Source organism: Sphingomonas oligophenolica, assembly GCF_039522915.1.
In the GTDB taxonomy this organism is placed as follows: Bacteria; Pseudomonadota; Alphaproteobacteria; order Sphingomonadales; family Sphingomonadaceae; genus Sphingomonas; species Sphingomonas oligophenolica.
The window spans coordinates 63,071-88,630 of record NZ_BAAAEH010000040.1; the positions used below are offsets into that span (position 1 = coordinate 63,071).

General features: G+C 65.0%; 25 protein-coding genes. 14 read left to right on the plus strand and 11 right to left on the minus strand.

What is annotated here, in order from left to right:
• The first annotated feature begins 71 nt into the window (after window positions 1-71).
• The 5 genes from ABD050_RS20135 to ABD050_RS20155 all read left to right on the plus strand — a co-directional run bounded on the left by ABD050_RS20135 (window position 72) and on the right by ABD050_RS20155 (window position 6,279).
• Window positions 72-701 carry a zf-HC2 domain-containing protein gene (locus tag ABD050_RS20135; RefSeq protein WP_343891295.1) on the plus strand — a complete coding sequence of 210 codons (630 nt, stop codon included), beginning with the start codon at window positions 72-74 and terminating at the stop codon, window positions 699-701.
• Window positions 698-1,966: a S8 family peptidase gene (locus ABD050_RS20140; protein WP_343891296.1), complete on the plus strand. Its 1,269-nt coding sequence runs from the start codon at window positions 698-700 to the stop codon at window positions 1,964-1,966. Before ABD050_RS20135 ends, ABD050_RS20140 begins: the two co-directional genes overlap by 4 nt.
• On the plus strand, window positions 1,938-2,675 hold the full coding sequence (locus ABD050_RS20145) for a TorF family putative porin (protein ID WP_343891297.1): 738 nt from the start codon (window positions 1,938-1,940) through the stop codon (window positions 2,673-2,675). Before ABD050_RS20140 ends, ABD050_RS20145 begins: the two co-directional genes overlap by 29 nt.
• A gap of 153 nt (window positions 2,676-2,828) precedes the next feature.
• Window positions 2,829-4,577, plus strand: a complete 1,749-nt coding sequence (locus ABD050_RS20150) for a flavin monoamine oxidase family protein (RefSeq protein ID WP_343891298.1) — start codon at window positions 2,829-2,831, stop codon at window positions 4,575-4,577.
• Between the two features lies 1 nt (window position 4,578).
• Window positions 4,579-6,279, plus strand: coding sequence for an alpha-keto acid decarboxylase family protein (locus tag ABD050_RS20155; RefSeq protein ID WP_343891299.1), 1,701 nt, complete (start codon window positions 4,579-4,581; stop codon window positions 6,277-6,279).
• Between the two features lie 98 nt (window positions 6,280-6,377).
• Here the strand turns inward: ABD050_RS20155 and ABD050_RS20160 are convergent, their stop codons facing one another.
• The 4 genes from ABD050_RS20160 to ABD050_RS20175 form a co-directional block, all read right to left on the minus strand.
• Entirely contained in the window at window positions 6,378-7,703 is a 1,326-nt protein-coding gene (locus ABD050_RS20160) for a hypothetical protein (protein WP_343891300.1), read from the minus strand.
• Window positions 7,700-8,851, minus strand: coding sequence for an ATP-binding domain-containing protein (locus ABD050_RS20165; protein WP_343891301.1), 1,152 nt, complete (start codon window positions 8,849-8,851; stop codon window positions 7,700-7,702). The genes ABD050_RS20160 and ABD050_RS20165 overlap by 4 nt, the downstream gene beginning before the upstream one ends.
• A complete protein-coding gene (locus ABD050_RS20170) occupies window positions 8,851-10,206 on the minus strand; it encodes a protein kinase domain-containing protein (protein WP_343891302.1) in 1,356 nt (451 codons plus the stop codon). The genes ABD050_RS20165 and ABD050_RS20170 overlap by 1 nt, the downstream gene beginning before the upstream one ends.
• 433 nt (window positions 10,207-10,639) lie before the next feature.
• Window positions 10,640-10,894 (minus strand): hypothetical protein, encoded by a 255-nt coding sequence (locus tag ABD050_RS20175; RefSeq protein WP_343891303.1) that lies wholly within the window; start codon window positions 10,892-10,894, stop codon window positions 10,640-10,642.
• 195 nt (window positions 10,895-11,089) lie between these two features.
• Here ABD050_RS20175 and ABD050_RS20180 point away from each other — a divergent pair, with 195 nt between their 5' ends.
• The 4 genes from ABD050_RS20180 (at window position 11,090) to ABD050_RS20195 (ending at window position 14,311) form a co-directional block, all read left to right on the plus strand.
• Window positions 11,090-11,737: a VOC family protein gene (locus ABD050_RS20180; RefSeq protein ID WP_343891304.1), complete on the plus strand. Its 648-nt coding sequence runs from the start codon at window positions 11,090-11,092 to the stop codon at window positions 11,735-11,737.
• Window positions 11,738-11,826: 89 nt separating this feature from the next.
• Complete coding sequence (locus ABD050_RS20185) at window positions 11,827-12,819, plus strand: hypothetical protein (protein ID WP_343891305.1); 993 nt, start codon at window positions 11,827-11,829, stop codon at window positions 12,817-12,819.
• A 111-nt stretch (window positions 12,820-12,930) separates the two neighbouring features.
• Window positions 12,931-13,500 carry a hypothetical protein gene (locus ABD050_RS20190; RefSeq protein ID WP_343891306.1) on the plus strand — a complete coding sequence of 190 codons (570 nt, stop codon included), beginning with the start codon at window positions 12,931-12,933 and terminating at the stop codon, window positions 13,498-13,500.
• A gap of 97 nt (window positions 13,501-13,597) precedes the next feature.
• Window positions 13,598-14,311: a VC0807 family protein gene (locus tag ABD050_RS20195; protein ID WP_343891307.1), complete on the plus strand. Its 714-nt coding sequence runs from the start codon at window positions 13,598-13,600 to the stop codon at window positions 14,309-14,311.
• A gap of 31 nt (window positions 14,312-14,342) precedes the next feature.
• Here the strand turns inward: ABD050_RS20195 and asd are convergent, their stop codons facing one another.
• Window positions 14,343-15,194: an archaetidylserine decarboxylase gene (asd, locus tag ABD050_RS20200; RefSeq protein ID WP_343891308.1), complete on the minus strand. Its 852-nt coding sequence runs from the start codon at window positions 15,192-15,194 to the stop codon at window positions 14,343-14,345.
• A 151-nt stretch (window positions 15,195-15,345) separates the two neighbouring features.
• Here asd and rsgA point away from each other — a divergent pair, with 151 nt between their 5' ends.
• Window positions 15,346-16,338 carry a ribosome small subunit-dependent GTPase A gene (rsgA, locus tag ABD050_RS20205; protein WP_343891309.1) on the plus strand — a complete coding sequence of 331 codons (993 nt, stop codon included), beginning with the start codon at window positions 15,346-15,348 and terminating at the stop codon, window positions 16,336-16,338.
• A 46-nt stretch (window positions 16,339-16,384) separates the two neighbouring features.
• Here the strand turns inward: rsgA and ABD050_RS20210 are convergent, their stop codons facing one another.
• From ABD050_RS20210 to cofH, 5 genes are all read right to left on the minus strand, one after another.
• The gene (locus ABD050_RS20210) at window positions 16,385-16,723 is read right to left on the minus strand and encodes a hypothetical protein (RefSeq protein ID WP_343891310.1); all 339 of its coding nucleotides are present in this window, start codon (window positions 16,721-16,723) and stop codon (window positions 16,385-16,387) included.
• A 78-nt stretch (window positions 16,724-16,801) separates the two neighbouring features.
• Window positions 16,802-17,161 carry a hypothetical protein gene (locus tag ABD050_RS20215; protein WP_343891311.1) on the minus strand — a complete coding sequence of 120 codons (360 nt, stop codon included), beginning with the start codon at window positions 17,159-17,161 and terminating at the stop codon, window positions 16,802-16,804.
• 155 nt (window positions 17,162-17,316) lie between these two features.
• Entirely contained in the window at window positions 17,317-17,898 is a 582-nt protein-coding gene (gene cofC / locus ABD050_RS20220; protein WP_343891312.1) for a 2-phospho-L-lactate guanylyltransferase, read from the minus strand.
• A gap of 12 nt (window positions 17,899-17,910) precedes the next feature.
• Window positions 17,911-18,561: an NADPH-dependent F420 reductase gene (gene npdG / locus ABD050_RS20225; RefSeq protein ID WP_343891313.1), complete on the minus strand. Its 651-nt coding sequence runs from the start codon at window positions 18,559-18,561 to the stop codon at window positions 17,911-17,913.
• 36 nt (window positions 18,562-18,597) lie between these two features.
• Entirely contained in the window at window positions 18,598-20,940 is a 2,343-nt protein-coding gene (cofH, locus tag ABD050_RS20230; protein ID WP_343891314.1) for a 5-amino-6-(D-ribitylamino)uracil--L-tyrosine 4-hydroxyphenyl transferase CofH, read from the minus strand.
• Between the two features lie 158 nt (window positions 20,941-21,098).
• On the opposite strand from cofH, the gene ABD050_RS20235 reads away from it, so the two are divergent.
• Both ABD050_RS20235 and ABD050_RS20240 read left to right on the plus strand, forming a co-directional pair.
• Window positions 21,099-22,205, plus strand: a complete 1,107-nt coding sequence (locus ABD050_RS20235; RefSeq protein WP_343891315.1) for a helix-turn-helix transcriptional regulator — start codon at window positions 21,099-21,101, stop codon at window positions 22,203-22,205.
• Between the two features lie 25 nt (window positions 22,206-22,230).
• Entirely contained in the window at window positions 22,231-22,644 is a 414-nt protein-coding gene (locus ABD050_RS20240; RefSeq protein WP_343891316.1) for an EthD domain-containing protein, read from the plus strand.
• Between the two features lie 35 nt (window positions 22,645-22,679).
• Here ABD050_RS20240 and ABD050_RS20245 read toward each other — a convergent pair whose 3' ends face one another.
• On the minus strand, window positions 22,680-23,195 hold the full coding sequence (locus tag ABD050_RS20245; protein ID WP_343891317.1) for a nitroreductase/quinone reductase family protein: 516 nt from the start codon (window positions 23,193-23,195) through the stop codon (window positions 22,680-22,682).
• 156 nt (window positions 23,196-23,351) lie between these two features.
• Between ABD050_RS20245 and ABD050_RS20250 the strand changes: the two genes are divergently transcribed.
• Window positions 23,352-24,506, plus strand: coding sequence for a sulfotransferase family protein (locus ABD050_RS20250; protein ID WP_343891318.1), 1,155 nt, complete (start codon window positions 23,352-23,354; stop codon window positions 24,504-24,506).
• 14 nt (window positions 24,507-24,520) lie between these two features.
• A complete protein-coding gene (locus ABD050_RS20255; RefSeq protein ID WP_343891319.1) occupies window positions 24,521-25,558 on the plus strand; it encodes a hypothetical protein in 1,038 nt (345 codons plus the stop codon).
• The last annotated feature ends 2 nt before the right edge of the window (window positions 25,559-25,560 follow it).

Below are 25,560 nucleotides of genomic sequence, written 5' to 3' on the forward strand. Positions count from 1 at the left end.
TGCCCGCGCTGAAGCGTCCATTGCGCCGCCATCTGGCTGCCAGGCCCACGGACCGGTTATAGGACGCGATCATGGCTGACATCGTTCACCTGCACGAGGATCCGCACGAGCGGGCGCGGAAGCTGCTGCCCTGGTACGCCAACGGCACGCTCGAGCCGGGCGAAGCGGCGCTGGTCGAGGAGCACCTCGCGGCCTGCGCCGAATGCCGCGAAGCGCTCGAGATGGATCGCGCCCTTGGGAAGCAGGGTGCGGATAGCCAGCTCGATGTGGAGCAAGGCTGGGCCGCGATGCGCGACCGGCTGACCGCGACGCGCGACCGGCCAGCCGCGCCGGTCCGTCTTCTGCGGCGCTCGATCCCGATCGGCTGGGCGATTGCGGCCCAGGCAATCGCGGCGACGCTCATCCTTGCCCTCGCTTTGCCTTCACATCCGCCGACCGGAAACCCCGCCTATCACGCTCTCGGCGCCGTGCCGACGGTCGCGGCGGGCAATATCATCATCCAGTTCAGGCCCGACACCACCGAGCGGGACATGCGCAGCGCCTTGCAGCGAGCGGAGGCCCGCCTGGTCGGAGGGCCGACCGCGGGCGGCGCCTATCTACTCGCGGTTCCCGCGGCGAGGCGGCCCGATGCGCTGAGGCAGCTCCGCGCCACATCCGGCATCGTGCTGGCCGAGCCGATAGATCGCGGCGACGGATCATGAGATTGCGCCGATCGATTGCGGGCGCGATCGCGACGGCACTGCTTGTGTTCGCCTTGCTGCTGCCGGTCGCTCGGGCGCGCGCGGAAGGCCCGCCACCCGCCGATGCGAGCCGGGAAATCCTGGTCATGCTGCGGCTGGCGCCGCCGCATTACAGGCCCAATTCGGGTTATGGCGGCGGCTATGGCGATGCCCAGTCGCGTGCCGCGCGCCACCGGGTCGCGCAGCAGATCGCGCACAGGAACCGGCTCGAGCTGGTCGATGGCTGGCCGATGCCGCTGCTCGGCGTCGACTGTTTCGTCATGCGCCTTCCGGCCGACATGACGATCGACGCGGCGATCGCGAAGGTGTCGCGCGACCCGATGGTGGTCTGGTCGGAGCAGATGCAGGTCTACCGGACCCAGGGGGCGCAACGCGGCGAGGGCGATCCCCTGTTCGCCGTCCAGCCGGCCGCTGCGGCCTGGCGGCTTGCCGACCTCCACCGCGTCGCGACGGGGCGCGGCGTGACGGTGGCGGTGGTCGATAGCAAGGTGGAGGTCGGCCATCCCGATCTCAGCGGGCAGTTTACGGCCGAGGAGGATTTCAGCGGAAGACCGTCAGGTCCGGCCGAACAGCACGGCACCGGGATTGCCGGCGTGATCGCCGCCAAGGCGGGCAATGGGCTGGGCATCGCCGGGATCGCGCCGGGCGCCCGTCTGATGGCGCTTCGTGCCTGCTGGCAGACGGGTGGCGCCACCGCGCCGGGGGCGACGCTGTGCGACAGCCTGAGCCTCGCCAAGGCGATTCACTTCGCGATCGAGCACAAGGCGCAGGTGATCAACCTCAGCCTGAGCGGCCCGCCGGATGCGCTGCTCGGCAAGCTCATCGACATTGCGCTCGCCCGCAACATGTCGGTCGTTGCCGCCTTCGATCCGACGCTTCCCAAAGGTGGCTTCCCGGCCTCGCAGGCCGGGGTGGTCGCCGTTGCCGACGAAGCCCTGTCGTCGCTCCCGTCACGGGTATATGGTGCGCCCGGCCGTGATGTGCCGACGACCCAGCCGGGAGGCAGATGGTATCTGGTGAATGGCAGCTCCTATGCAGCAGCTCATGTCAGCGGCCTGCTCGCACTGCTGCGCGAGCAACGCCGGTCAGGCGGGACGCCGAAGCTGGTTTCAGCGAGCGCTGGCGGCGGCATTGTCGACGCCTGCGCGACGCTCGTGCCGACCTCCCCGGCTTGTGGCTGTTCCTGCGCGGTGGCTCGTGCGGTCGCGATGGCCGATCGTCGATAAGCCGCCCGCTTCGCGGACCTCGCGCGCCCTTCTGGCTGCAGCGATCGGGCTATTTCCCGCGACGCAGGCTCAGGCTCAGCTCGCCGCCGCGATCGGGTTCGAAAGCGATTACCGGCTGCGCGGCCATTCGCTGAGCGCCGGCTATCCGGTGGTGACCGCGGATATCAGCTATGATGATCGATCCGGCCTCTATCTCGGCGCGTCGGCGATCGGCGTGGTGAGCGGCGAACGGCCGGGCTTCCTGGGCGCGCAGGCCGATATCGGCTATGCGAAGCGCCTCGGCCCCGATCTGACGATCGATGTCGGGTTGCTGCGCTCGAACTACACGTCGCGGTTCAGCGGCAGCCGCGCGGCGCATTATACCGAAGCCTATGTCGGGCTGACCCGACGCTGGCTCTCGTCGCGCCTCTATGTCTCGCCCGACTATTTCGGGAACGGCGTCTCGATCGTCTACGGGGAGATCGAGGCGGTGGCCGAGCCGCTGCCGAAGCTTCAGCTCAACGCCCATCTCGGCGGGCTCACCTATCTGAGCGCGCCGCCGCTTTACGGGAGGCGCGGCCAATATGACTGGCGCCTCGGCGTGTCGCGGCAATCGCGCCTGATCGAGGTTCATGCGGCCCTGTCGGGAGGCGGGCCGGGGCGCGACTATTACTCCGGCACGCCGCGCAGCCGGACAGCGTTCGTCGTCGGCGTGAGCCATTCCTTCTGAGGCGCCGCGCCAAGTAAACTCATTATGGTTTTGAAACGACTGGCGCACATACCGGCCCGATTGTAGCCCTTTCTCCGCCCGGTAAGCCCTACGCGTTCGATGCAGATCGGCCTGTCGATGGTGCCTGCCGTGCTTTGATCAGGAGAGGGCGGCATGGATCTCGATGTGGCGGTGGTGGGCGGCGGTGTCTCGGGCGCGTACAGCGCGTGGCGGCTCCAGCAGGATCGCGGCAAGCAGCAGGCGATCGGCCTGTTCGAATATTCGGACCGCATCGGCGGGCGGCTCTACACCGTCTCGATCCCCGGCATGCCCAACGTCAAGGCGGAGCTCGGCGGGATGCGCTACATCCCGACCGAGCACATCATGGTCGCCGACCTGATCAAGCATCTGAAGCTCCAGACGGTCGACTTCCCGATGGGCGCCGCGCCGCCGGTCGGATCGAACTGCAACCTCTTCTACCTGCGCGGCAAGCATCTGCGCCTCCACGAGCTCGCCGACCCCGACAAGGTGCCCTACAACATGGCCTGGTCGGAGCGGGGGCTCGGGCCGACCAACCTGCAGGTGCAGGTGATGAACAACCTCTATCCCGGCTTCGCCAACCTCTCTTTGTGCCAGCAGATGCAGGTCAAGGTGTTCGGCAAGCCGATGTACGAGTACGGCTTCTGGGACCTGATGTTCCGGGTGCTCTCGAACGAGGGCTATGCCTTCATGCGCGATGCCGGCGGCTATGAGGCGAACGTCGCCAATGCCTGCGCGGTGACCCAGCTGCCCGCGACCGAGTATAGCGACACCACCCAGTTCCTCACCCTGGCGGACGGCTATGACATGCTGCCGATCACGCTTGCCGAGGAGTTCAACACCAGGTTCGACGGCAAGGTGGCCAAGGGCAAGCGAGTCCATATGAACCACCGCCTCGCCAGCTTCGAGGTCGGGACGGGCGACTATCCCTATACGCTCCATTTCGTGCCGACGGTCAGCGACGAGAACCGGCGCACCTCGGACGCCGAGGGCAAGGACGCGCGGACGGTGACGGTGCGCGCCAAACAGCTGATCCTCGCCATGCCGCGGCGCAGCCTCGAGCTGATCGACAGCCCCTTCTTCGACGATCCCTGGCTCAAGGAGAACCTCTCCTCGGTGCTGATCCAGAGCGCCTTCAAGCTGCTGATGGCCTATGAGACGCCCTGGTGGCGCTCGCTCGGCCTCGTCGCCGGCCGCTCGGTGACTGACCTGCCGGTGCGCCAGATCTATTACTTCGGCACCGAGGGCGAGCAGGAGAATGGCAAGCCCTTCCTCAACTCGCTGCTGATGGCGAGCTATAACGACATCTCGACCGTGCCCTTCTGGAAGGGGCTCGAGATCGGCGGGCGCTATGAAGGCTATCGCCCGGCCTGTCTCGAGGAAGGCGTCGAGAACTGGATCCCGCTCACGCCCTATTGCGCGACCGCCGAGATGGTCGATGTCGCCAACCGGCAGATCGCCACCGTCCACGCGCTGCCGCAGGTGCCGGCTCCTTACTCGGCGGTGTATCACACCTGGAACGAGGACCCTTATGGCGGCGGCTGGCATGAGTGGAAGGCCGGATACCGGCTCGACCAGATCATGTGCCAGATGCGCAAGCCGGTGAAGGCGCAGGAAGTCTATATCGTCGGCGAGGCCTATTCGCTCGGCCAGGGCTGGGTCGAGGGGGCGCTCGACATCGCTGAATCGACGCTGCAGGATTTCTTCGGGATGAAGCCGCCGAGCTGGCTCGACCCGAGCTATGCGCTGATGCCCAATCCGTGCCCGCCCGGGGATCCGTGCGTGGGCTGCGGCGATCTCGACGGTTGCATTCCGTGCTTCAACTGCGGCGCGATGCTCTCGGCGATCACGCCCAATTGCCTGTGCGCTGTCGAGGAGGGCTGAGATGGACGTCGCCCATTACATCCTCGAACGGTTGCGCGAGATCGGCGTCAGCCATGTCTTCGCGGTGCCCGGCGACTATGCCGGCCGCTTCCTCGACGCGCTCGATGCAGACCGGCACATCACCCGGGTGCCGACGATCAACGAGCTCGGCTCGGGCTATGCCGCCGACGGCTATGGCCGGTTCAGGGGCGTGGGCGCCGCCTGCGTGCAATATGGCGTCGGCGGGTTCGTCGCGCTCAACTGCGCCGCCGGCTCCTGGGTGGAGCGGGTGCCGGTGGCGATCATCTCGGCGAGCCCGGCGACCAGCGACCGGCTGCTCGAGAGCCAGCAGCAGATCCTGTTCCACCATTCGACCGGCAATCTCGACGCCGACCGCAACGCCTATGCCAATGTGACGGTCGCCTCGGAGATCATCACCGACCCCAGTCTCGCGCCCGGGCAGATCGACCGCGCGCTCACCGCGATGCTGACCTTTCATCGCCCGATCTATCTCGAAGTGGCGGCGAATGTCTGGACCCAGGCGTGCGCCAGGCCGCACGGCACGATCAAGCCGGTCGTGCTCGAGAGCAACGCCAAGTTCCTCGCCGCGATGGTCGCCGCCGCCTGGGGCAAGATCGTCAGCGCGCAGTCGCCGGTGCTGTGGTTCGGGGTCGAGATCCAGCGCTACGGGCTGCAGAAGCTCGCGCAGAGGCTGGTCGATGTCAGCGGGTTGCCCTTCACCACCACCAGCCTCGGCAAGACGGTGCTCGACGAAGCGCAGCCGCAGTTCATCGGCACCTATGCCGGCCCGGCCTCGCCGGCGGTGACGCGCGATGTGATGGGTGCCTGCGATTGCCCGGTCGCGCTCGGGGCGATCATCACTGACGATTATCTCAACATCATGGCCTCGAGCTATGCCGAGATGATCGCGATCAACGACGACTATGCCCGGGTGGGCAGCACCTATTATGCGCAGGTGACGCTGGCCGGTTTCCTCGCCGCGCTGATCGGGCGCTTCGAGGAGGACGATGCCTTCCCGCGCAACTGGGACGCGGTCGACCCGTGCGAGGATGACGAGGAAGTCGCACCCCCCGGGCAGCTTACCTATAACCGCTTCTATCATCAGCTCAGCCGTTTCCTGAAGGACGAGGACCTGCTCGATACGAGCGTGCTGGTGCTCGGCGAGAGCACCTCGCTGTACGTGTTCGGCAACCTCTTCGGGCTGCCGCGCGACAGCTTCGTCGCCCAGGCCGCCTGGGGTTCGCTCGGCCATGAGACGGGCTGCGCGCTCGGCGTCGCGATCGGATCGGGCAAGCGGCCCTGGGTGGTCGCCGGCGATGGCGGGTTCATGATGATCTGTCAGGAGATATCGAGCCTGGTGCGCGCCAATGTGAACGCCGCCGTGTTCGTGATGAGCAACCAGGGCTATGCGATCGAGCAGGCGTTCGTCGACATCACCGCCTTCACCCCGCAGGGCGCGTTCGCGCCGTTCGACGTGCTGCCGGCCTGGGATTATCTGGCGCTGGCCAAGGCGTTCGGGGCGAGGGGGTTCCGGGTCGAGACGGTCGAGCAACTCGCCGCCGCGCTGACCGAGATAGAAGGGCTGAGCGACGTGCCGGCCCTGGTCGAGGTGGTGATCCCGCAAAAGGACCTTGCGCCGCAGCTTGCGCGGCTGGCCGCGCCGCCGCCGCCGCTCAGGAAGTATAACCGGGGGCCGGAGTGAGAGGCGGGCAGCGCCTAGCCTCGACCCGGGGTTTCCCGCTGTTCCCCGCTGTTCCCGGCAAAGCGATCCGGCGATCGGGCGCGGGACTGAGTCCAGAGCTATCGCGACTGCCTGCTGCGTGTGGGCTTGAATAAAGAGCGTTGTCGCTCGCCCCGCACATAACCGCTGGCAAGCTGGCGGGCGCGGTCGATGAGGTAGCCTGCCTCATCCAAGTTTCTCAGAAGCAATTCGGTCTCGTCGCGACGAGTGAAGTCTTCTGGTGCCGCTTCGCTGACCCGGCTCAGGACGTTTGGAAGCAACTCGACATCTAGACAATTGGGAGCATGCGTCGCCAACTGAAAAGCTTCGCCGTTCGTCATGAACCGTAACTCACTCGAATTGATATCTGCACGCGGCGGTGTGAACGGGTTATCTACTCGAGCGAAGTCTCTCACCAATCTTCGGCCGGCGGAATTACCGTAGGTGAGCACATTGCTCTCCTCGAACAGGGCCGCGCAAATTCCAAACCACGTCACTGCTCCGTCCAGCCAGCCGTCAAATTCCCGTGCCGACCGCAACAACTCGAACGAGCCATTCCCCGCGATTGCGAGCATTAAGCCGGCGACAAATTCGGACCGCAGCCCGCGATCGCTGCGCCGCTTTAGGTCGGCGACCATCTCATTGAAGCGATTGATCCGCTCCTCGCGCGACGCTGCCAACAATCCCATCAAATCGACCTGCCCGGCAAGCGGATCCAGAGATCGCAGCATGTCAGGTTGGATCGATCCCCGCGCGAGCGCCGTCGCGAGGAAGTCTGCGATCAGACCATTGTCATCAGTACGAGTGTGCCTTGGATTCGCGGATGCCGTGAGCAAGATCCTCCACGGCTTGCTTGCTCCCTCAATGTCCTGAGTCCGGAGAGTGTCACCTGGCTGGCGACGGAGTTCTGCCCACTCCTTCAACACCCAATCGAATGCCGCCTCATCGTAACCAGCCAACACGGTTTTACCGAGTGAAGCCGAAAGCGAAGATAGCAATAAGGGAAGCACGTTCTTTGGGCGATCGGCTTCCCGGTCGGACGCCACCCACGCCTCTGCCATGGCCGCCCCGGCGACGCATTTCGCGCCCGCGATGCCATCGATCAAACTGTCGCGAGGCTGGAGCACCGAGATCAGCTCAAACGGAAGCACGCGGAAGAATGCTGTGAAGGGCCGCACCTTCGTATAGGTCGATACAAACGCATAGAAGTCGTGAATCTGCGATTGCCGTACGCTCAGCACCGGCCAAGCATCCGCCTTATCTCGAGCCCAAGCGAGCGTTACGTCACCCGGCTTCTCACCGCCAGACCTGCCCGCGTTGGCCTTTACGGGAACGCCCGATAGAGCCTTTGCCAACCAGCTGACGAAGTCTTCTCGGTTGAGACGGACCGTCTCCATCGCGATCATAGAAAAAGGTCCTTCAAATTTGGCTCAATGGGTTTCGCGATCTCACAAGCGTTCAGACCTTTCTCAAAGTATCCGGCCAGGCCACCCTCATGGTACACGACCAGCGTCGTTTTGGCGCGCGTCACCGCTGTGTAGGTCAGATTTTTCTGCGTTCTGTATTTTTTGAGCTTCTCGGCCGCGATCATATGCACTGCGCGGAACTCGAGCCCCTTCGCGCCCTGCACCGTGGTGACGACGACCGGCCGATCCGGTGAGATGGCGCCGTATGCGCCTGAGCGCTGCACCTGAACTTCGCCCGCAATTTCACTTTGACCGAGCAGGTCAGCAACTTCGCCAAGTTCGGCCGCGCGAGGGCATAGGATACCGATCATCTCGCCGGGATAGGCTTGCAGCTGAGTTTTAATGCGCGGAATGGCTTCGCTGACCTGCGTCGCTAGGTCAATTCCGCCGAGGACTTCGACGGTGGACGGGAAGCTGCCCTCGTCATAGTTTGATGTTGCCTCCATGCCGGACGCATCATCCAATAGGTTTTTGATGCCGTCCGCGACCCGACAGATTTTTATTCCATTGCGATAGTGATGTCGTAGATTCGTCCGGGTTGCGCCGAGTTCCTCCAGCTTCTGTAACGCGCCCGTCTGGTCCGTAATGCGCTGATTGTCATCGCCCACGGCAAAGATTTGGGCGCCAAAAGACCGAAGCAAGGTCGCCTCTTCCGCCGAATAATCCTGCGCCTCATCGAGGAGAATGACGTCGAATACATTTTCTGCGGCGCCCTGTTGCTCCACCTGTGAGAGCCCCTCGAACAAGCGAGTGCGAACCTTGTCGAATTCGTCGCTGTCTTCGATCTGGATCCCATTCGCGGCTAGCACCTCGTAGCCCCATCGCACGAATGTCTGCACCTTGTCAGCGGCGAACGGATAGTGTTCGGTACCAGACGAGATGAATTCTTTTAGCACTCGCCCGAAGGCTAGCACCTTGATATTTGTCACGCCCTTTGCATGAAGGTAGCTTGCTCTAAGGAGCAGTAAGTTGGTCTTCCCACAGCCGGGGGGCCCGACAATTAAGTGGTTCGCATCGTCATCCAGCGCGATCGCCTTTTTCTGATCGTCATCCAATTCGCCGATACTTTTCCACCATGAGGCTTCCATCAGTTCACTCCCACATCGGCAAGGCTAAGCTGGCCACCAGCGCCGCCCTGCGCTTGGTCCAGCGCGACGATGATCGTAGCTTCGATCCGATCGCTGACGGCGGCGGAGCTGTAAGGCCCCCGAAAGATGGTCGTGCGGTCCGCCCCCTTAGCGGCGACAGCGGCACTCGCTTGAAGTTGCACCGCCTGCGCCTCGGCGTCTATCACTTCGACGCAAATCTCCATGCAAAGCTCGCTCGCGAGCTCGAACTCGGCTGAGGCGTTCATCTTGATGTTCACGGTCGGGGCGCGTTTCGCGCCGCGCGTGATCTCCAACGGCGGCATGATGCTCGCATTAGCTTGCCTGATCCGGCGAAGTTCCACTTTCAATCCCTCGATCACGGTCTCCAGCAGTTCTGCTATTGCGGGGCCCGGGTCACTCTTGCTTTCGGTCTGCGCCTCGGCGAGCAGAAGCCTCTTCCCGATCCGTTGTCTCGCGGCGTCCACAGCCGACGTTACGACCGGGGGACGGAAAGCGTCCCAACTCACGAGTGATAGCCGCTTCTCGGGATCCTTCACCAGCGCCATTCGGCACGCGTCGACAAGGTAGGACGGGACAGCCTCGCTCGCGATGTTCGGCAGTTCATGCTGGACGGCGTTGACGAGGGCGGCGTACGGATTGGTGAACTCGTCAAAGATCGGGCGACGCATGATCAAGTCATGGAGGACTGCACCGACTTGGTAGATCGTGAGCGCGCGCCACCCGAGAGCATCGTCATGCTCGTCGCGAAGCAGGAACTCTGGGGAACTATACTGGAGCGTCCCGACAAACAGCTTCTGCCCGTCCACGTCGGTGAGGCCGGCCTCACCGACAGGCTTCAATACCCCAAAATCAAGCAATATGAGGCGGCTGAAGTTATCAACGAGAATGATATTTGCGGGCTTAATGTCACGATGAGCGAGTCCATTTTCTTCAAGAAATTCACAGGCTGAGACGAGCTGTTCGATAAGGTCAGGGATGTTACCTTCGGGCACCTCGGGGAGGCATTTGGCGAGGCTTGGACCGTCGAGATACTCCATGATGATGTAGTGATTTTTGCTTTCGTCATGAAATCCTCCGCCGAGCAATGCGACCATGTTTGGATGGTGCTTACCGATCAGCCCAAGCTCACGGTGAATACGCTCCAATTGAGTCTGATCACCGTGCCGTTGTATGAGTTCGTCATCGAAAATCTTGAGAGCAGCCACTCGGCCCTCACCAACCGCTTTGAACACTGCGGCTGACTTGCCGTGATCGATAAGCGAGTCGATCGTCCACCCCTCGATTGCTTGGCCGCGTAGCTTGGCCTCCCAATCCTTCGCCTTCGCCTCGTCCACCAGCGTTCCTCCCCCGAACAGCGTGTTGGCGACTGCCCGCCTGCGTATTGATTCAGGTCAGAAGTCCACCTTCTGCTAAGTCGCGATGTAAACTCATCCGTCAATTGATTTCGGCGCAGTTTCTGAACCACTTCGGTGGAACATCTCGCCCGATTCCTCGAGAATTTCGGTCTGTGTGCAAATGCCCCTCAATTCATAAGGCTACCCATCATCCACCAAAAAAAAGGGATTGTTGCATGCATCACCGAAATTCACTCGCTAGCTTGAGCGAGGGGAGTTACGGTGCCACGCGCAATAACCCCCAAATACTCTGCGAGCCAACCGCGCGTTAAGGGCTGACTACGCGTGTCACCAAGTGTGCGGGGCCGGGGTAGCCCGGTTCCCTGCGGCGATCTCGGGTCATGTTTCCTCCCCCCATCCCCAACATCCCGGATCACCACCGATCCCGATCGCTGGTCGATGATGATCTCCTCTGCATAAGGATCATGCCCGTCATCCTCCGTCCCAAGCCGCTCTCGCCGCTTTGCCGCCCATTCGTGGCCCTGCGCTCTATCACATTGTCGATCGCCACTTGCGCCCGCTTCTGCTCATACTCCGCCGTCTGCACCATCGCCGCCCAGCGCTCCTGCGCGCGCTGGTTGCCGCTCAGCGCCGCGACGCCGAGGGCGCGAAACACGGCTTGGTTCATCGACAGGGTGAGGACCGGAATTACGGTAACACGTGCAATAACCACTTAATTCTTATGCCATTTAATTAGGGGCAATTGCACACGTGTCACCGTAATGTCCTGTAATGCCAGCGGCGCGGCGGCGGGCTTGCGCGGGGTCGGGAAGATCAGGTCTGATGTTGCGCTGGCCGGCATGAGCGAGCCGTGGAGGGAATGGTGAGCGAACAGGGTTGGAAAGCGTTTCTGGCCGCGACGGGCGTGGACGACTGGGCTGTGCTGCATGGCGGCGCCATGGCATTTTTCCGAACTGCCTCGCTCGGCGCGGCGGCACGCCTTGCCGAAGGCCTGGCGGGCATCGCCACTTTACCCGGACGTGGCGCTATCCTCACCCTATCCGACCGCGGCGTAGCCGTTCGGTTGAACCGTGACATCTGGCAGCTCGAGGTCGACGATATCGGATTGGCGCGATCCATCTCGGCGGTCGCGCGAGAGCTCGGCGGTGTCGCGGATCGCAGTGCGATACAGGAAGTTCAGGTCGCGATCGCGGCGAAGCCGGACGCAGTGAATTGCGGCTTCTGGCGCGCCGTGCTCGGCTATGCGCCGATGGCCGATGACAATGCCGTCGATCCGCTCGGCCATGGGTCGACCGTCTGGATGCAGGAACTCGACGCGGCCAGGCCGCTGGCGCATGCAATGCATATCGATGTCTCCGTCCCGCGCGAGCAGGTCGGCGCGCGCCTGGAGGCGGCGATCGCGGCCGGCGGACGGATCGTGGACGACTCGCACCAACCCGCGCACTGGACGCTTTCCGACGGGGCCGGCAACCGTGTCTGCGTCTGCGCCTGGCCCGATAGCGCGGAGTAGCCATCTGCTCCTGGCAAGCATCGAACTGAAACGCGTCCATGGGTGCGGCGAAAAGATAGCCCTGGCCGGCCGAGCAGCCCGGCACCCGCATGATCGCGCGTTCGGCCTCGGTCTCGATCCCTTCCGCGACGGCCCTGACGTGGCGCGCTCCTCCAATCGCCGGGCGCGCCCGCGCCCGCCATGTCGCCCGTTTCCCCGCGCATTCCCGCGCTCGATTCAACTTTATGCTCGACCATGTCAGCGTCCTCCTCATGAAGAATCGCCTCCTGAAAGCCGATTTCGGGCCGCTGCTGAATCGAGCTTCGCTGTTATGCGCCTCGGCTTTCGCTGTTATGGCCACGGCGTTTCGCTGTTCCGCGGATCGGTTTCGCTGTTATCGATTATCAGCGAAAACGAGACTTAAGTCTTTGACTTGGAACAGGAATATTTCCAACAAACCGGCCGAAAAAGCGCGAAAAAATTTTCTTTCCCTGTTCTTTCGCTGTTACGGCCCGATAACAGGGAAAGCGGCGGGCATCCGCAGCCGCGCTTGCGCTATGCACCGGCAGGCGACGTCAATCGCACCAGCAGCCCGAGGCACGCATCTGATGGCACATAAGGCACCATGGCTCGCGCTCCTGTTCCTGCTCGCTGGATGCGGCCCGCATCGCACGCCGCCGGCCCGGCTCCTGTTCGAGGGACTTCCGGTCACTGGCAGCCTCGCCGACGCCCAGCGCGCGGGCTTCACCGATTGCGTTCAGCCCGATCACATCAGCCTGCGCTGCCGCAAGCACGGCGTGATGTGGGGCGGCACCGGCCCCTATGAAGCCGCGGTCGATCTGGTCGGCGGCGACGGCAATGGCGGCTTCGACCAGCTGATCCTGTGGCACGAGCGCGATCAAAACGCCGTCTACGCGATCACCGACATCCTCGAAAAACAGGGCTGGAAGAGCTGCACCACCAGCATCGACGCGGATCGCGGGGATCAGATGATCTATACCCGCAAGGGCGCGCCGGTCCGGATTTCGATGGACCTGAGCTATTGGTCCAAGCGCCGGCTGCGGGTGATCCCGGCATCGGACAGGACGGAACGGCGGTGCTGAGGCAAGGCGCGCGCGTTCAGGTCTCCCTCTTGCTCTGCGGCCCACCTCGGGGGCATGATTGAGGCGAATCCTGAAAACGGGATGCACGCATGAAAGTGGGGAGAGAATGCGATGAAGTCGCTCGTTGCCGCCGCCGCACTGTTGTTCGTTCCCGCTGCCGCCATGGCCCAGGCGACGCCGGCTCAGGCGCCGGCCGCGGCTCCGGCCGCTGCGGCCGATCCGATCGCCAATATCTATGACAAGGCGCTCGGCGCCGGCTGGGAGAATATGAGCTCGGCCAAGACCGAGTTGAGCGCCGACATCGGCAGCGCGCACATGCCGATCAGGGTCGAGGCGCAGGGCTATCAGGCGCTCTATCTCCACCACGCGCCGTTCAGCGCCGCGCCCTATCGCGGCATCTCGATGCTGATCCAGGCGGTCGGCGGTGAAGCGGAGGTCCGCGTGGTCGGGATCGTCAACGGCAAGCCGATCCCCAATGGCGCCAGGGTCGGTGCCGACGGCCAGCCCGAGCCCAGGATGAAGGTCGTGAAGGTGGTTCCGGGGGGCTGGACCAAGGTGCAGATTCCCTTCGACCAGCTCGGCATCGGCGAGGGCACGACGATCGACGGATTCTGGGTGCAGAACAACAAAAGCGAGCCTGCGCCGCACCTCTATGTCGCGGACATCATGCTCGATCGCTGAGCGCATTTGGCGGGCGCTGTCGCAGCGCCGGCACGCGGCCTTGTGACTTTCCCTCAACGCATTATCCTGACCGCACGGGCCGACAGGGAAGTGACAGGTGGACGCGAAACCAGGGTTGATCGTCCGCATCGCCGCCTATCTCCGCAAGAATGGCGTCCAGGTCCTCGGCGAGGCGCTGGTCAATTTCATCCTGCCGTTCGTGATCTACACTTATGCCGAGGCCCCGCTGGGCGAGGTCCGTGCGTTGCTGGTCTCGTCGGCGCCACCCATTTTGTGGAGTCTGGTTGAGTTCGCGCGCCACCGCCGGATCGACGCGCTGTCCGTGCTGGTGGTGAGCGGCATCGCGCTGTCGCTGCTGGCAATGCTCGGCGGCGGCGGGGCGCGGTTCCTCCAGCTCCGCGAGAAGCTCGTCACCGGGGTGATCGGGCTGGCGTTCCTCGTGTCAGCGCTGATCGGCAAGCCAATGATCTACGAGCTCGCCCGCGCCAGCATGCGGCGCAAGTCCGAAGGTGAGGCGCAGCAGTTCGAGATGCTCCAGGTGAATGCCGGCTTTCGTCGGACAATGACGGTGATGACTGTTGTGTGGGGGCTGGGCCTCCTCGTCGATGTCGCGATATCGGTGGTGCTTGTGTTCGCCCTGAGCATCCGGGACTATCTGATCGTCAATCCGATCCTCGGCTATGGCACGATGGGCGCGCTGAGCCTGTGGACCTTTCTCTACGGCCAGCGCGCCAGGCGCCGCGGCGAGGCGCGCCGGGCGGCGGCGGCCGCGCTCGCGGTTGGCCCGGACTCCGGCGGCAGCGGCGGCTGACTCCGGCCTGCCCGCCAGGGCGAGACCCTGCTCAGCCCGGGCGATTCCCCATCATCTCGCCGAGGCGCACCGGCCGTTCAGGCGCCCAGGCCGGGTTGAAGGCGATCGTGCCATGCCCGAACAGCATCACGATCGTCGAGCCGAGAAGGAAGCGGCCCATTTCAGCGCCCTTGTTCAGTGCGATGTCCCGATCGGCATAGGTCCATTCGGAAAGCGTGCCGGTGCGTTTCGCGTTGACCACGCCGTGCCAGACGGTGGCCATGCTGCCGACGATGGTCGCGCCGACCAGCACCATCACGAACGGGCCATGCTCTGGCGATTCGAACACGCAGACCACGCGCTCATTGCGGGCGAACAGGTTCGGCACGCCGCGCGCCGTCGTCGGGTTCACCGAGAACAGCGTGCCCGGCACATAGATCATGCGCGTGAGCCTGCCGTCACAGGGCATGTGCAGGCGGTGATAGTCCTTGGGCGACAGGTAGAGATTGGCGAAGCTGCCGTGGCGGAACAGCGCCGCCAGCGCGGTGTCGCCACCGACCAGATCGGTGGTGGTGAAGTGGTGCCCCTTGGCCTGCAGGATCTGGCCGTCCTCGATGGCGCCGAACTGGCTGATCGCGCCGTCCACCGGGCAGATGAAATCGGCCGCGGCCAGGGGCCTCGCGCCGGCCTTGAGCGGGCGAGTGAAGAAGTCGTTGAAGCTCGCGTAGCTGGCGATGTCCGGATTCTCGGCCTCGCTCATGTCGACGCCGTATTTCCGAACGAACCAGCGGATCAGCGGAAGCGTCATCGCGCTTCCCCGCGCGCCGGCGACCCGGCCGGCAAAGGCGGTCAGGCCTTGCTTGGGCAACAGATATTGAAGCAGAATCTTGAGAGTATCGGACATCGTCCGACTCTTAGACATGGTTGACGCGCCTGGACAATTTTTCTCAGGCGCGGCCCTGATAGGATCTCGCGACGGACCGTGGTAGCGGGCCTTGAGATATGCCCGATGCGGGAAGCCGCCGGGTCGGAAAGAAAGCCGCAGCTATCGCCCTATGAAATCGACTGATGAGTCTTTGGAAGAGCTCGGCTGGAATGCTTTTTTCAGCGAGCAGCTTTCGGTCGAGGAGACGCAGGACTGCCATCCCGTCCGCGTCATGGCGGTTCATCGCGGGAAAATCACGGTCGCGGGCGCGGGCGTGCAGCATTCGGTTACACCCTATATTCCCGGCGCCTCACCCTCCGACGATCATCCGACGGTCGGCGACTGGCTGCTGATCGACGACGCCACGCTGCAGCCGACCCGCGTCCTGCGTCGGATGAACCTGTTCAAACGACGGGCACCGGGGGATCCGCGCAAGGAGCAGATGATCGCCGCCAATATCGACACATTGTTCATCGTCGCCTCCTGCAACCAGGATTTCAGCGTCGCGCGGCTCGAGCGCTATCTGGTGCTGGCGCACGAGGTGGGCGTGCACCCGGTCGTGGTGCTCACCAAGACCGACCTGACCGAGACCCCGGAGGCCTTCGCGGCGGCGGCCCGCGCGATCGAGCCCGGGTTGCGGGTCGAAACCATCAACGGCCGCGACCCCGCCAGCGCGGCGTGCCTCGCCGCCTGGTGCGGACCGGGCAAGACGGTCGCCCTTCTGGGCTCCTCGGGCGTCGGCAAATCGACCCTCGTCAACACCTTGCGCGGCTCGGACAGCATCGCCACCCAGGCGATCCGGGCAAAGGACGATACCGGCCGCCACACCACCACCGTGCGCGAGATGCATCGGCTCGGTGGGGGCGGCTGGCTGCTCGACACGCCCGGCATGCGCGAATTGCACCTGTCCGATGCGGCCGCCGGGGTCTCGGAGATCTTCGACGATTTCGTGCTGGCGGCGCAGGGCTGCCGCTTCTCCGATTGCGCGCATGGCAACGAGCCCGGCTGTGCCGTCCAGGCAGCGATCGCCGCGGGCACGCTCACCGCGGCGCGGTTCGATCGCTGGCGCCAGCTGACCGCGGAGGAACGTGCCACGCCCACATACCCGAAGCGCCGCCGCTGACGAGGCCGGCCTGAAATCGGCCCGGGCGCCAGAGCCGCAACCCCGATCAGCGCTGCTTCTTCGCCGTGCTCGCGGTGAAATCCGGGTCCTTCTTCGCCACCCAGTCGACGAATTTGCGCACATTGGGGTTGGCCAGCAGCGCCTCCACATCCATGCCGTGGCGCTGCAGTTCGGCATTGGTGAAATTCGTGGTCAGCGCCTGCTGGCAGATGGCATGCATCGGCACCACGTCGCGCCCGCCCCGGCTCTTGGGCACGGGATGGTGCCAGATGATCGTCTTGCCGGTCGGCCGGCCGCACAGCCAGCAGAGCACCGGCGCGGCCGGCGCCTCCGCCTCGCGATCCAGCTCGCCATAGGGATCTTGTCTTGAATGTCTGCGGGCCATGCGCCCGCCTTAGGGCCTGGAACCCGCGCTGCCCAGCCGTGGCGGCACGCTGAGCATCACCGGCGTGTCGGGCCGCGCTCATTGATAGCGCAGCGTCTTCTCGAACCCCTCATTCGCCTTGGTCATCCTGGCCAGTTTTCTGAGCTGACCGCGAACATGCCGCTCGAACCGCGTATCGTCATTGATGCCCGTCGCCGGATAGTCTTCCTGGCCGATCAGTTCCTTCAGGCGCTTCGCGAAACTGGCCTGGTCGGTTGCACAGTCAGCGGCCTGAAGCGCACGGCAGACCCATTCCTCGGCGGCGGCCTTGTCATACTCGTCCTGCGCCTCGTATCCGCGCCGGTCCGCCGCCGCCTGATCCAGCTTCGAAGCCTCGAACCGGCGCTCAAGCCATTTCCGGACCAGCTCTCCATCCCACGCCTTTGACGGATTGCTCATCATTCGCTCTCCAACCTGACCCGCCATGGCCCATAGAGGACATGCTGGCAGAAGCCAGGCCCGCCGGGAGAGGCGGCACAGTGTCGGCCTTTCGACATCGTTGCGGTCTCGCCCATCCGGGCGGCCGTTACTGACCGGAATCGGGCGATCCTGATCTAGCGGTCGCCGCCTGGAATCCGCCATCGGGGCGCAGCCTCGACGAGCTCCAGGTCTTCAGGCGTGTCTACATCAAGCGCGAGGCCTTCCCGGCGGATGATCGCGCCTTCAGGCACGCTTCGACGGTGAAGCGCGAAACTGTCCGGCCCGAAGCGAGGCTCTACCACCATGCCGGCGCGGCAGGCGAGGGCGTTGGTGCCGCGATCGTGGCGGTCGGGGGCTATCGCCGTGCCGGTGCGGACGGCTGCGTCGAGCAGGGCCTCGACATCGGCGCGCGCCAGCAGCGGCAGATCGGCGTGGATGATCAGCAGGTCGCTCGCGCGCTCGGCCGACTGAAACGCCGCCAGCTCGGCATTGAGGCCGCGTCGCTCGTCCCTGATCCAGTCGTGCGGCCAGTTTTCCGGCGCGGCCGGGGACAACAGGACGATGCGCCTGATCGCCGGCGTCGTACCCAGCACGCCGATGACATGGTCGAACATGCACTCGCTCAGCAGCGCGCGCGCATCGGCGGCCATGCTGCCCGCGAGACGGCTCTTTCGCTCGATCCTGTGCTTCAGGGGGACGAGAGCGGTCCAGCTCATGGCGATCCCCGATCAGCCACCAGCGGCGGTGCCGAGGCGGGTGAAGCGGATGCCGGCGCCGTCCGCCTTGTAGGTCTTGTTGAGGAAGATGAGGATCGAGGTCAGGGCCTCGGCCGCGGCCGAGTTGGCAAGCGATCCGCCCGCCAGGGCCCGCATGCCGATGCTTTCGATCAGCGCGGTCACCTCGGCGCGCGCCTCGGTGTCGTCGCTGAAGACGAGGACGTCGCAATCGACATCCTCGTCGGTCGCCAGCCTGTGGGCGGCGACATTGTGGAAAGCGGAGACGAGGCGCACGTCGGGGCCGAGATGCGCCTGTGCCTCGAGCGCGGCACAACCGGCGGCGGGGAGCTGGACGCGCATCACCCGGGGCGGGACGAGCGGCACGGTCGCGTCGATGACGATGGCGGTGCCGACTGAGTCGCGGATTTCAGCGAGGGTGCCGGCCTGGGCGGCATAGGGGACGGTGACCAGGACGAAGTCGCAGCCTCGTGCTGCCTCGGCATTGGTGGCGAAGCCGGTGGTACCGCCGATCTCGAGCGCGACCGCTTCGGCTGAGGCGGCCGAGCGCGAGCCTATCGTGATATCGTGACCGGCGCGCGCGAGGCGCCTGGCGAGTGCTGAGCCGAGGTGACCGGTTCCTCCGACCACGGCGATTTTCGACATTCCTGTTTTCCTTCTGAGGGTGTGCTCGCCGGATTTTCACTGGATTTTCTCTGGCGTTCTCGCTTCGGGTCCGTCGATCAGCCGGTACAGGGTGGTGCGGCGGCGCAGCGTGCGACCGGCTGCCGTCGCCGCGGCGCCAAGGTCGTCGACGCTGATTTCCTGGCCGTGTGCCGCGCCCGCCGCGCGGCTGATGCTTTCGTTCATCAGGACGCCGCCGAGATCATTGACTCCGGCGCCGAGACAGGCAGCGGCGCCGTCGATGCCGAGCTTCACCCAGGAGCATTGGATCGACGCGATCGCGCCGTGGAGGACGAGGCGGCTTACCGCGTGCATCAGGATGGTCTCGCGCCAGGTCGGTCCCTTGCGCGCCCTGCCGCGGCGGAAGAGCGGGGCTTCCATATGGACGAAGGGCAGGGGCACGAATTCAGTGAAGCCGCCGGTGTCGAGCTGGAGCCGGCGGATCGCGGTCAGGTGGCGGGCCCAGTGCTTCGGCTGGTCGAGATGGCCGAACATGATCGTCGCGGTGGTCGGCAGCCCGGCCTCGTGTGCGGCGCGGATGACGTCGAGCCATTGCTGCGTGGTCAGCTTGTCGGGGCAGATCTGCGCGCGGACTTCGTCATCGAGGATTTCAGCCGCGGTGCCCGGAAGCGAACCCAGCCCGGCGTCCCTGAGGCGACGGAGGTAATCATTGACGCTGACGCCGAGAGTCGCGGCTCCCGAGCTGATCTCGAGCGGCGAGAAGGCGTGGACGTGCATGTCCGGACAGGCGCGTTTTACCGCGGCGAGGATGCCGGCATAGGTGTCTCCGGTGTAGCTCGGATGGATGCCGCCCTGCAGGCAGACTTCAGTCGCGCCCGCCTCCCAGGCCTCGACGGCGCGGGCGGCGACGACTTCATCGGCGAGGACATAGGGTTTGTCGCGGGTTCCAGCCCTGGTCGATGTCTTCGAGAAGGCGCAGAAGCCGCAGGAATAGGTGCAGATATTGGTGTAGTTGATGTTGCGGTTGACGACATAGGTGACGGTGTCGCCCTTCACTGTGGCACGCAACGCGTCGGCTGCAGCCACCACCGCCTCGGCATCGGCGCCGCGGCTGGTGAACAGGGCGACGATCTCGGTCTCGGCGAGCTCCTCGCCGCGCGCTGCCCGGCCCAGGATGGGATCGAGGTTGTTGCTGCGGAGGACCGTGGCGGTGCCGAGCGGTCGGACGGGCGATCCGGGTGCGGGCAGGAGCGTGCCGGGGCTCCAGGCGGTGTCGCGGGCGAGGCCTTCGGAATCGCTCAATGGCGCCACCTTCGGGAGCATGGCCGCATCAAGCCACTCCTCGGGGGCGCTGGCGAAGGGCGGATAGAGGGTCAGCCGCTCGACCAGGGGGCGGCCGGCCGCTTCGCAGACCTGCGCCAGCGCTTCGATCTGGGGCCAGGGCGCCTCGGGGTTCACATGATCGATCGTGACGGGCGAGATGCCGCCCCAATCGTCGATGCCGGTGTCGAGCAGGGCGGCGAGCCGCCCGGCATTGAGATTGGGCGGCGCCTGGACCGAGACGTCGTCATCGAGGATGATCCGGGCAGTGGCGATGGCGCGGTAGAAATCCTCATCGCCCGGCGGGGCTACGCCTGCCATCCGGGTGCCTGACTTGGGCTGGAAATTCTGGACGATGACTTCCTGGAGATGGCCGAAGCTGCGGTGCAGGTCGCGGAGCGCGAACAGGGCGTCGATCCGCTCGTCTTCGGTCTCGCCGATGCCGATGAGGATTCCGCTGGTCATCGGCACGCGCGCTTCGCCGGCGGCGGCGATCGAGGCGAGGCGCACCGCCGGCACCTTGTCGGGCGAGCCGAAATGCGGGCCGCCACGCTCGCACAGGCGACTGGACGCACTTTCGAGCATCAGCCCGGCCGATGCCGAGACGGCGCGCAGCTGCCGGAAATCATCGTGCGAGAGAATGCCCGCATTGATGTGGGGCAGCAGGCCGGTTTCGGCGAGCACGAGGCCCGCCACATGCGCCAGATAGTCGATCGTCCGTGAGAAGCCGAGCGCCGCGAGCGCCTCCCTGGCTGCGCGATAGCGCCGCTCGGGCGCGTCGCCGAGGGTGAACAATGCCTCCTTGCACCCTGCGCCTGCGCCGCGCCGGGCGATCTCGAGCACCTCTTCGGGCAGCAGAAAGGGGGCCCTGACGCTGCGCGGCGCCTTGGCGAAGGTGCAATAGTGGCAGGTGTCGGCGCAGAGCTGGGTGAGGGGGATGAAGACCTTGCGCGAATATGTCGTGCGGGCCGGACCGCGCCCGGCACGCCGCCCGCGCGCCTCGGCCAGCAGCATGGCGGTCGGGGTGTCGAGCAGATGGCGTCGAAGCGCGGGGTCGCTCATCGTTCCGATTGCCGGCATCGTCACTCTCTCACCCAAGCGGACTTCCCGAGATGCGAAGGTCCATTGTTCCGACTGTGGAGATGGCATAGACCCGGCTTCGATGAACTCCCCAAATGGGAGGATACAAGGGATTGCGCCGGAGCGATACTGAGTCGCTCGTTCAGGAGGAGCAGGAGATGCCCGCGGACCTTCCGCCAGGGGATTTGCTCGAGGCGCTTTTCGAGGGAATCTTCGAGCAGCCGACATGGTCGCGATTCCTCGATCGGCTGCGCGCCGTCACCCGCGCCGATTATGCGAGCCTGATTTTCCGTCCCCCGGCGCCGGCGCGGCCGTCAGTGGTGCATCTCTATTCGGGCGAGGGATCGCCACCGCTGATCCAGCAGCTCTATCGCGATCGTCTGCACAAAAGCGATCCGCTGCCTTACCATCAGTTCGAGGAGGGGCGGGTCCATGCGCTGGAGGCGCTGCTCGACACCGGGGATCCCGCCGACCAGGCCTTTTTCCACGCGCTCCTCGCGCCCAGCGGCATGAACTTCGTCAGGCAGATGCGGGTGGTCGAGCAAAGCGGGGTGAATGTGTGGCTCACCCTGTCGCGGCGCGGCGCAACATTCGAGCCGGAGCAGCATGCGCTGGTCGAGGCGCTCGCCCCCTGGCTTCGCACTGCCTTGCGTACCTATGTCGCGCTCGAACGCGAGCGCTTCGCCGCATCGCTCGCCAACGAGGCGACGCGACGGCTCGATCTGGGCTGGCTAACGCTCGACGCCGCCGGGCGCGTGCTCGAGACCAATGCGCAGGGCGCGCAGATCCTCGAAAACTCGAACATCCTGCGGCGTGACGGGCGGGGCATGCTCAGCGCGCGGTCGCCGGAAATGCGCCAGGAAATCGCGGGTGAAATCGCGGCGCTGCTCGCTGACCCGGGGCGTCGGTCGCGGGCGATGATCCTGAGCCGTGAGCCGTGGCTCGACATGCTGCTGATGCCGGCGAACCGGCACATGATCTCGTCGGGCCCGCCGCCGGCGTTGATTGCCTATGTCCATGCCGATAGCGGGTCCTCGGCGGATCGCTGCGCGCAACTCGCGCACTTGTTCGGCCTGCTGCCGAGCGAAGCGCGGCTTGCGCTTGCGCTTAGCCGGGGGATGACCATCGCCGAGGCAGCGGCCGAGCTCGGCCTGACCATCCAGACAGCGCGAACCTATTCGAAGATCATCTATGGCAAGACCGGCGCGCGCGGGCAGACCGACCTGGTGCGATTCATCCACCGTAGCATGCTTGCCTTTGCGTAACACGATACAGGCGAGAGGATGCCCGATGTTCAAGCAGATCTGTTTTTTCCGGAAGCGGCCGGACATGACCATGGACGAATTCATGGACTATTATGAGAACCAGCATTCGCAATTGTCGAAGCGCATGGGGCGGGCGCCCTCGATCCCCAACGCAGTGCGCTATGTGCGGCGATACCTGACGCCGGAGAAGAACCCGGTGACCGGCGAGGTGATCGATCCGGGCTTCGACTGCCTCATGGAAATATGGTGGAACAGCCGCGAGGATTTCGAGAAGTCGCAGAAGATCATCGGCGATCCAGCGCGGCTGCCGGCAATCATGGAGGATGAGGCGAAACTGTTCGCCTCGCACAGCAATCCGGTCTGCTCGGTGGTCGAATTCGATTCGCCGATGGGGCCGAACGGGCAAGCGACAAGCGTCGAGCTGAAATACGGGGATTGAATTTCTTCCGAGCGGGTGTTTTGACGCATGTCGATTCAGAGCTGTCGCACCCCGGTTGCGTCCGACTCCTTGAAGACGGCGATCGGCTCGACCGCCTTCATCATCACCAGCGGGATCAGGCGTTCGGTGGAGGCCTGGTAGGTTGCGTAGGAGGGGAAGGCGTCGACCACGAACCGCCACACCTTCTCGCGCTCCTCGCCTTCGGGCTCGCGCCAGGTGCCACGAAACGCCTGGGTGGCGATCTGGAATTCGACATGGTCGCTGTCGCGGATGTTCAGATACCAGGCGGGATGCTCGTCGGCGCCGCCCTTAGAGGCGACGATTACCACTTCGCCGCCGATATCGCCGTAGATCAGCGGGGTGATGAAGGTCTTGCCGCTCTTCCGGCCGGTATATCTGATCATGCAGTGAGTCGTGAAGGAGTGGCCGCCGACCGCGCTGATATCGAGGATATGGCCCTGCGCTCCGCCCGAGCGGAGATACATCTCGCGATGCTCGGTCATGAAGTCCTTGCGGGTGTCGCGAATGGCGGCGGCTGAATCGTCGCTCATGATGCTCTCCTTGCTTCGCAGACCCTGCTTGTGGCCCGTGGCGATAAGTTTGTCCCGCTGATCCTGGCCTGGGCCGTTGCAAATCGCGGCTGCGATCGGGAAGTTGATGGGCGGCGCGAACCGGGTGAACCGGCAGGCGTGCGGGGAGGATGTCGCATGGATCGGGTGTCCGGACTGCTCGACCAGGCGCAGGCGGCGACGTCGCTGGATGATTTCGGCGATGAGTCGTTTCGCGAGGGGCTGGGGAGGCTGGTCGCGTCGGCCGATGCCGAGGCGCGGTTCAACGATGCCGGCCACGCGATGTTCGACGCGCAGATCGTCTCCTTCCTGTCGAGCCGGTTGCGGATCGAGCATTGGTATCGCCTTCATCCCGAGATCGACGAGGAGGAGATCGTCGCCCCGCTGATCGGCCTCGGCCTGCCGCGCACGGGATCGACCGCCTTGTCGTGCATGCTGGCGCAGGACCCCGCAGTGCGCTTCATCCGCAACTGGGAAGGGACTGATCCCTGTCCGCCGCCCGAGACCGCGACCCAGCATGACGATCCGCGGATCGCGCTGGCCGAAGCGAGGATGAAGCAGCGCGACGCGATGTTCCCGCGCATGAAGCAAATGGTGCCGAGCACGGCGACCACGCCGACCGAGTGCCAGACCTTCATGGGGTTCGATTTCAAGTCGCAGCTGTTCCAGGCGATGGCGCGGATCCCGAGCTATGTCGCCTGGTTCAACCATGAGGCCGATCTCGCCCCGACCTATCTCTATGTGAAGCGCGTGCTCAAGCTGCTGCAATGGCGTTGCCCGCCCGACCGGTGGCGGCTGAAGAACCCGACGCATATCCTGTTCGTCGATGCGCTGAACCAGGTGTTTCCGGACGCGCGGTTCTGGATGACTCACCGCGACGTGGCCGATGTCATCCCGTCGGTCGCCGATCTCTATTTCGAATTGAGCCGGCCGTTCACCGATTCCATCGACAAGGCCTGGCTTGGGGAGGTCACCGCCGATTTCTGCGAGATCGGCATGAAGCGGGTGATCGCGTTTCGCGCGGCGGGGAATGACGATCGCTTCTTCGACGTGGATTTCGCGCCGTTCATGCAGGATCCCTACCCGACCCTCGAGGACCTCTACGCCTTTCTGGGTGAGATGCTCACGCCGGAGACGCGCGCGCGGATCGCGGCATGGCGGCTCGAGGCGGCCCGGGACAAGCATGGCCGGCACCTTTACGACCCAGCCGATTTCGGCCTCGATCCGCACCGGCTGCGCGACCGCTTTGCGTTTTATTCGAGGCGTTTCGGCCTGAGTTCAGCACCCGTTTGAGAGGATCGACCATGGTGACGACGCGTACGGACCGGACCGGCGGGCTGGCGCCCGAAAAAGACCTCATGCTGCCCGCACGGCCCGACGATCCGGAGATGCGTGAAAGCGCGTCGATCTGGCTGTTCGAGGAGAATGGGGAATTCGGCTTTCCCCGGATCGGCATCGAGGCCGAGGCGACTTCATGGGAGGACCGGCGTTTCCAGGCCAATTTCGCCCTTCGCGACGGGCGCATCCTGAACGACAACGGGTCCGGCCCCGCGCCGTCGGCGACCGGGCCGGATGGGCGGCCGACCGTGCTTGGTGCCGGACCGGTCACCTTCCGGTGCGTCGAGCCCTTTCGCACATGGACCGTGCATTTCGACGGCTCGGCGACCGACAGCCATGTCGACCATCAGATCGCCCGGTCAGTCGATCCGGCCAGGCGAACGCCGCTTCGCTTCGATGTCGAGCTGACGATGGTGACGCCGGCCTGGGTGCAGGACAATTCCCCCGAGCGGGTGGCCCAGATGTCCGAGGCGGAGTCGATCGAGGCGGCCAATATGGGGATCGGTTACCGGATCGAGCAACTCTTTCGCGCCGAGGGGCGGTTCGAAATCGACGGACGCGTGCGGGATTTCAAGGCGGTCGGCTCGCGGATTCACCGCCAGAGCGTGCGGCCGCTCGCGGGTTTCCGGGGGCATTGCTGGCAGTCGGCCGTGTTCCCGGACGGCCGCGCCTTCGGCTATATCGCCTATCCGCCGCGCGAAGACGGCTCGGACGCCTATAATGAGGGCTATCTCCATATCGACGGGCGGATGATCCCGGCGCGCGCAGTGAAAGCGCCCTGGCTGCGCCGCGCGATCGGCAGCGGCGACGATGTCGCGGTCGAATTCGAATCCGAGCTCGGCATCACCCGGATCGAGGGCGTCACCACGCTCTCGACTTTCCGGATCGGCAACCCCGACATGGGCGGCTTCAACCTGCAGCAGAGCGGCGCTCGCTATCGTTGGGACGGTCAGAGCGCTTACGGGATGATTGAACGATCCTCGCCGCACGCGCTCGAGCTGGGCTAGGG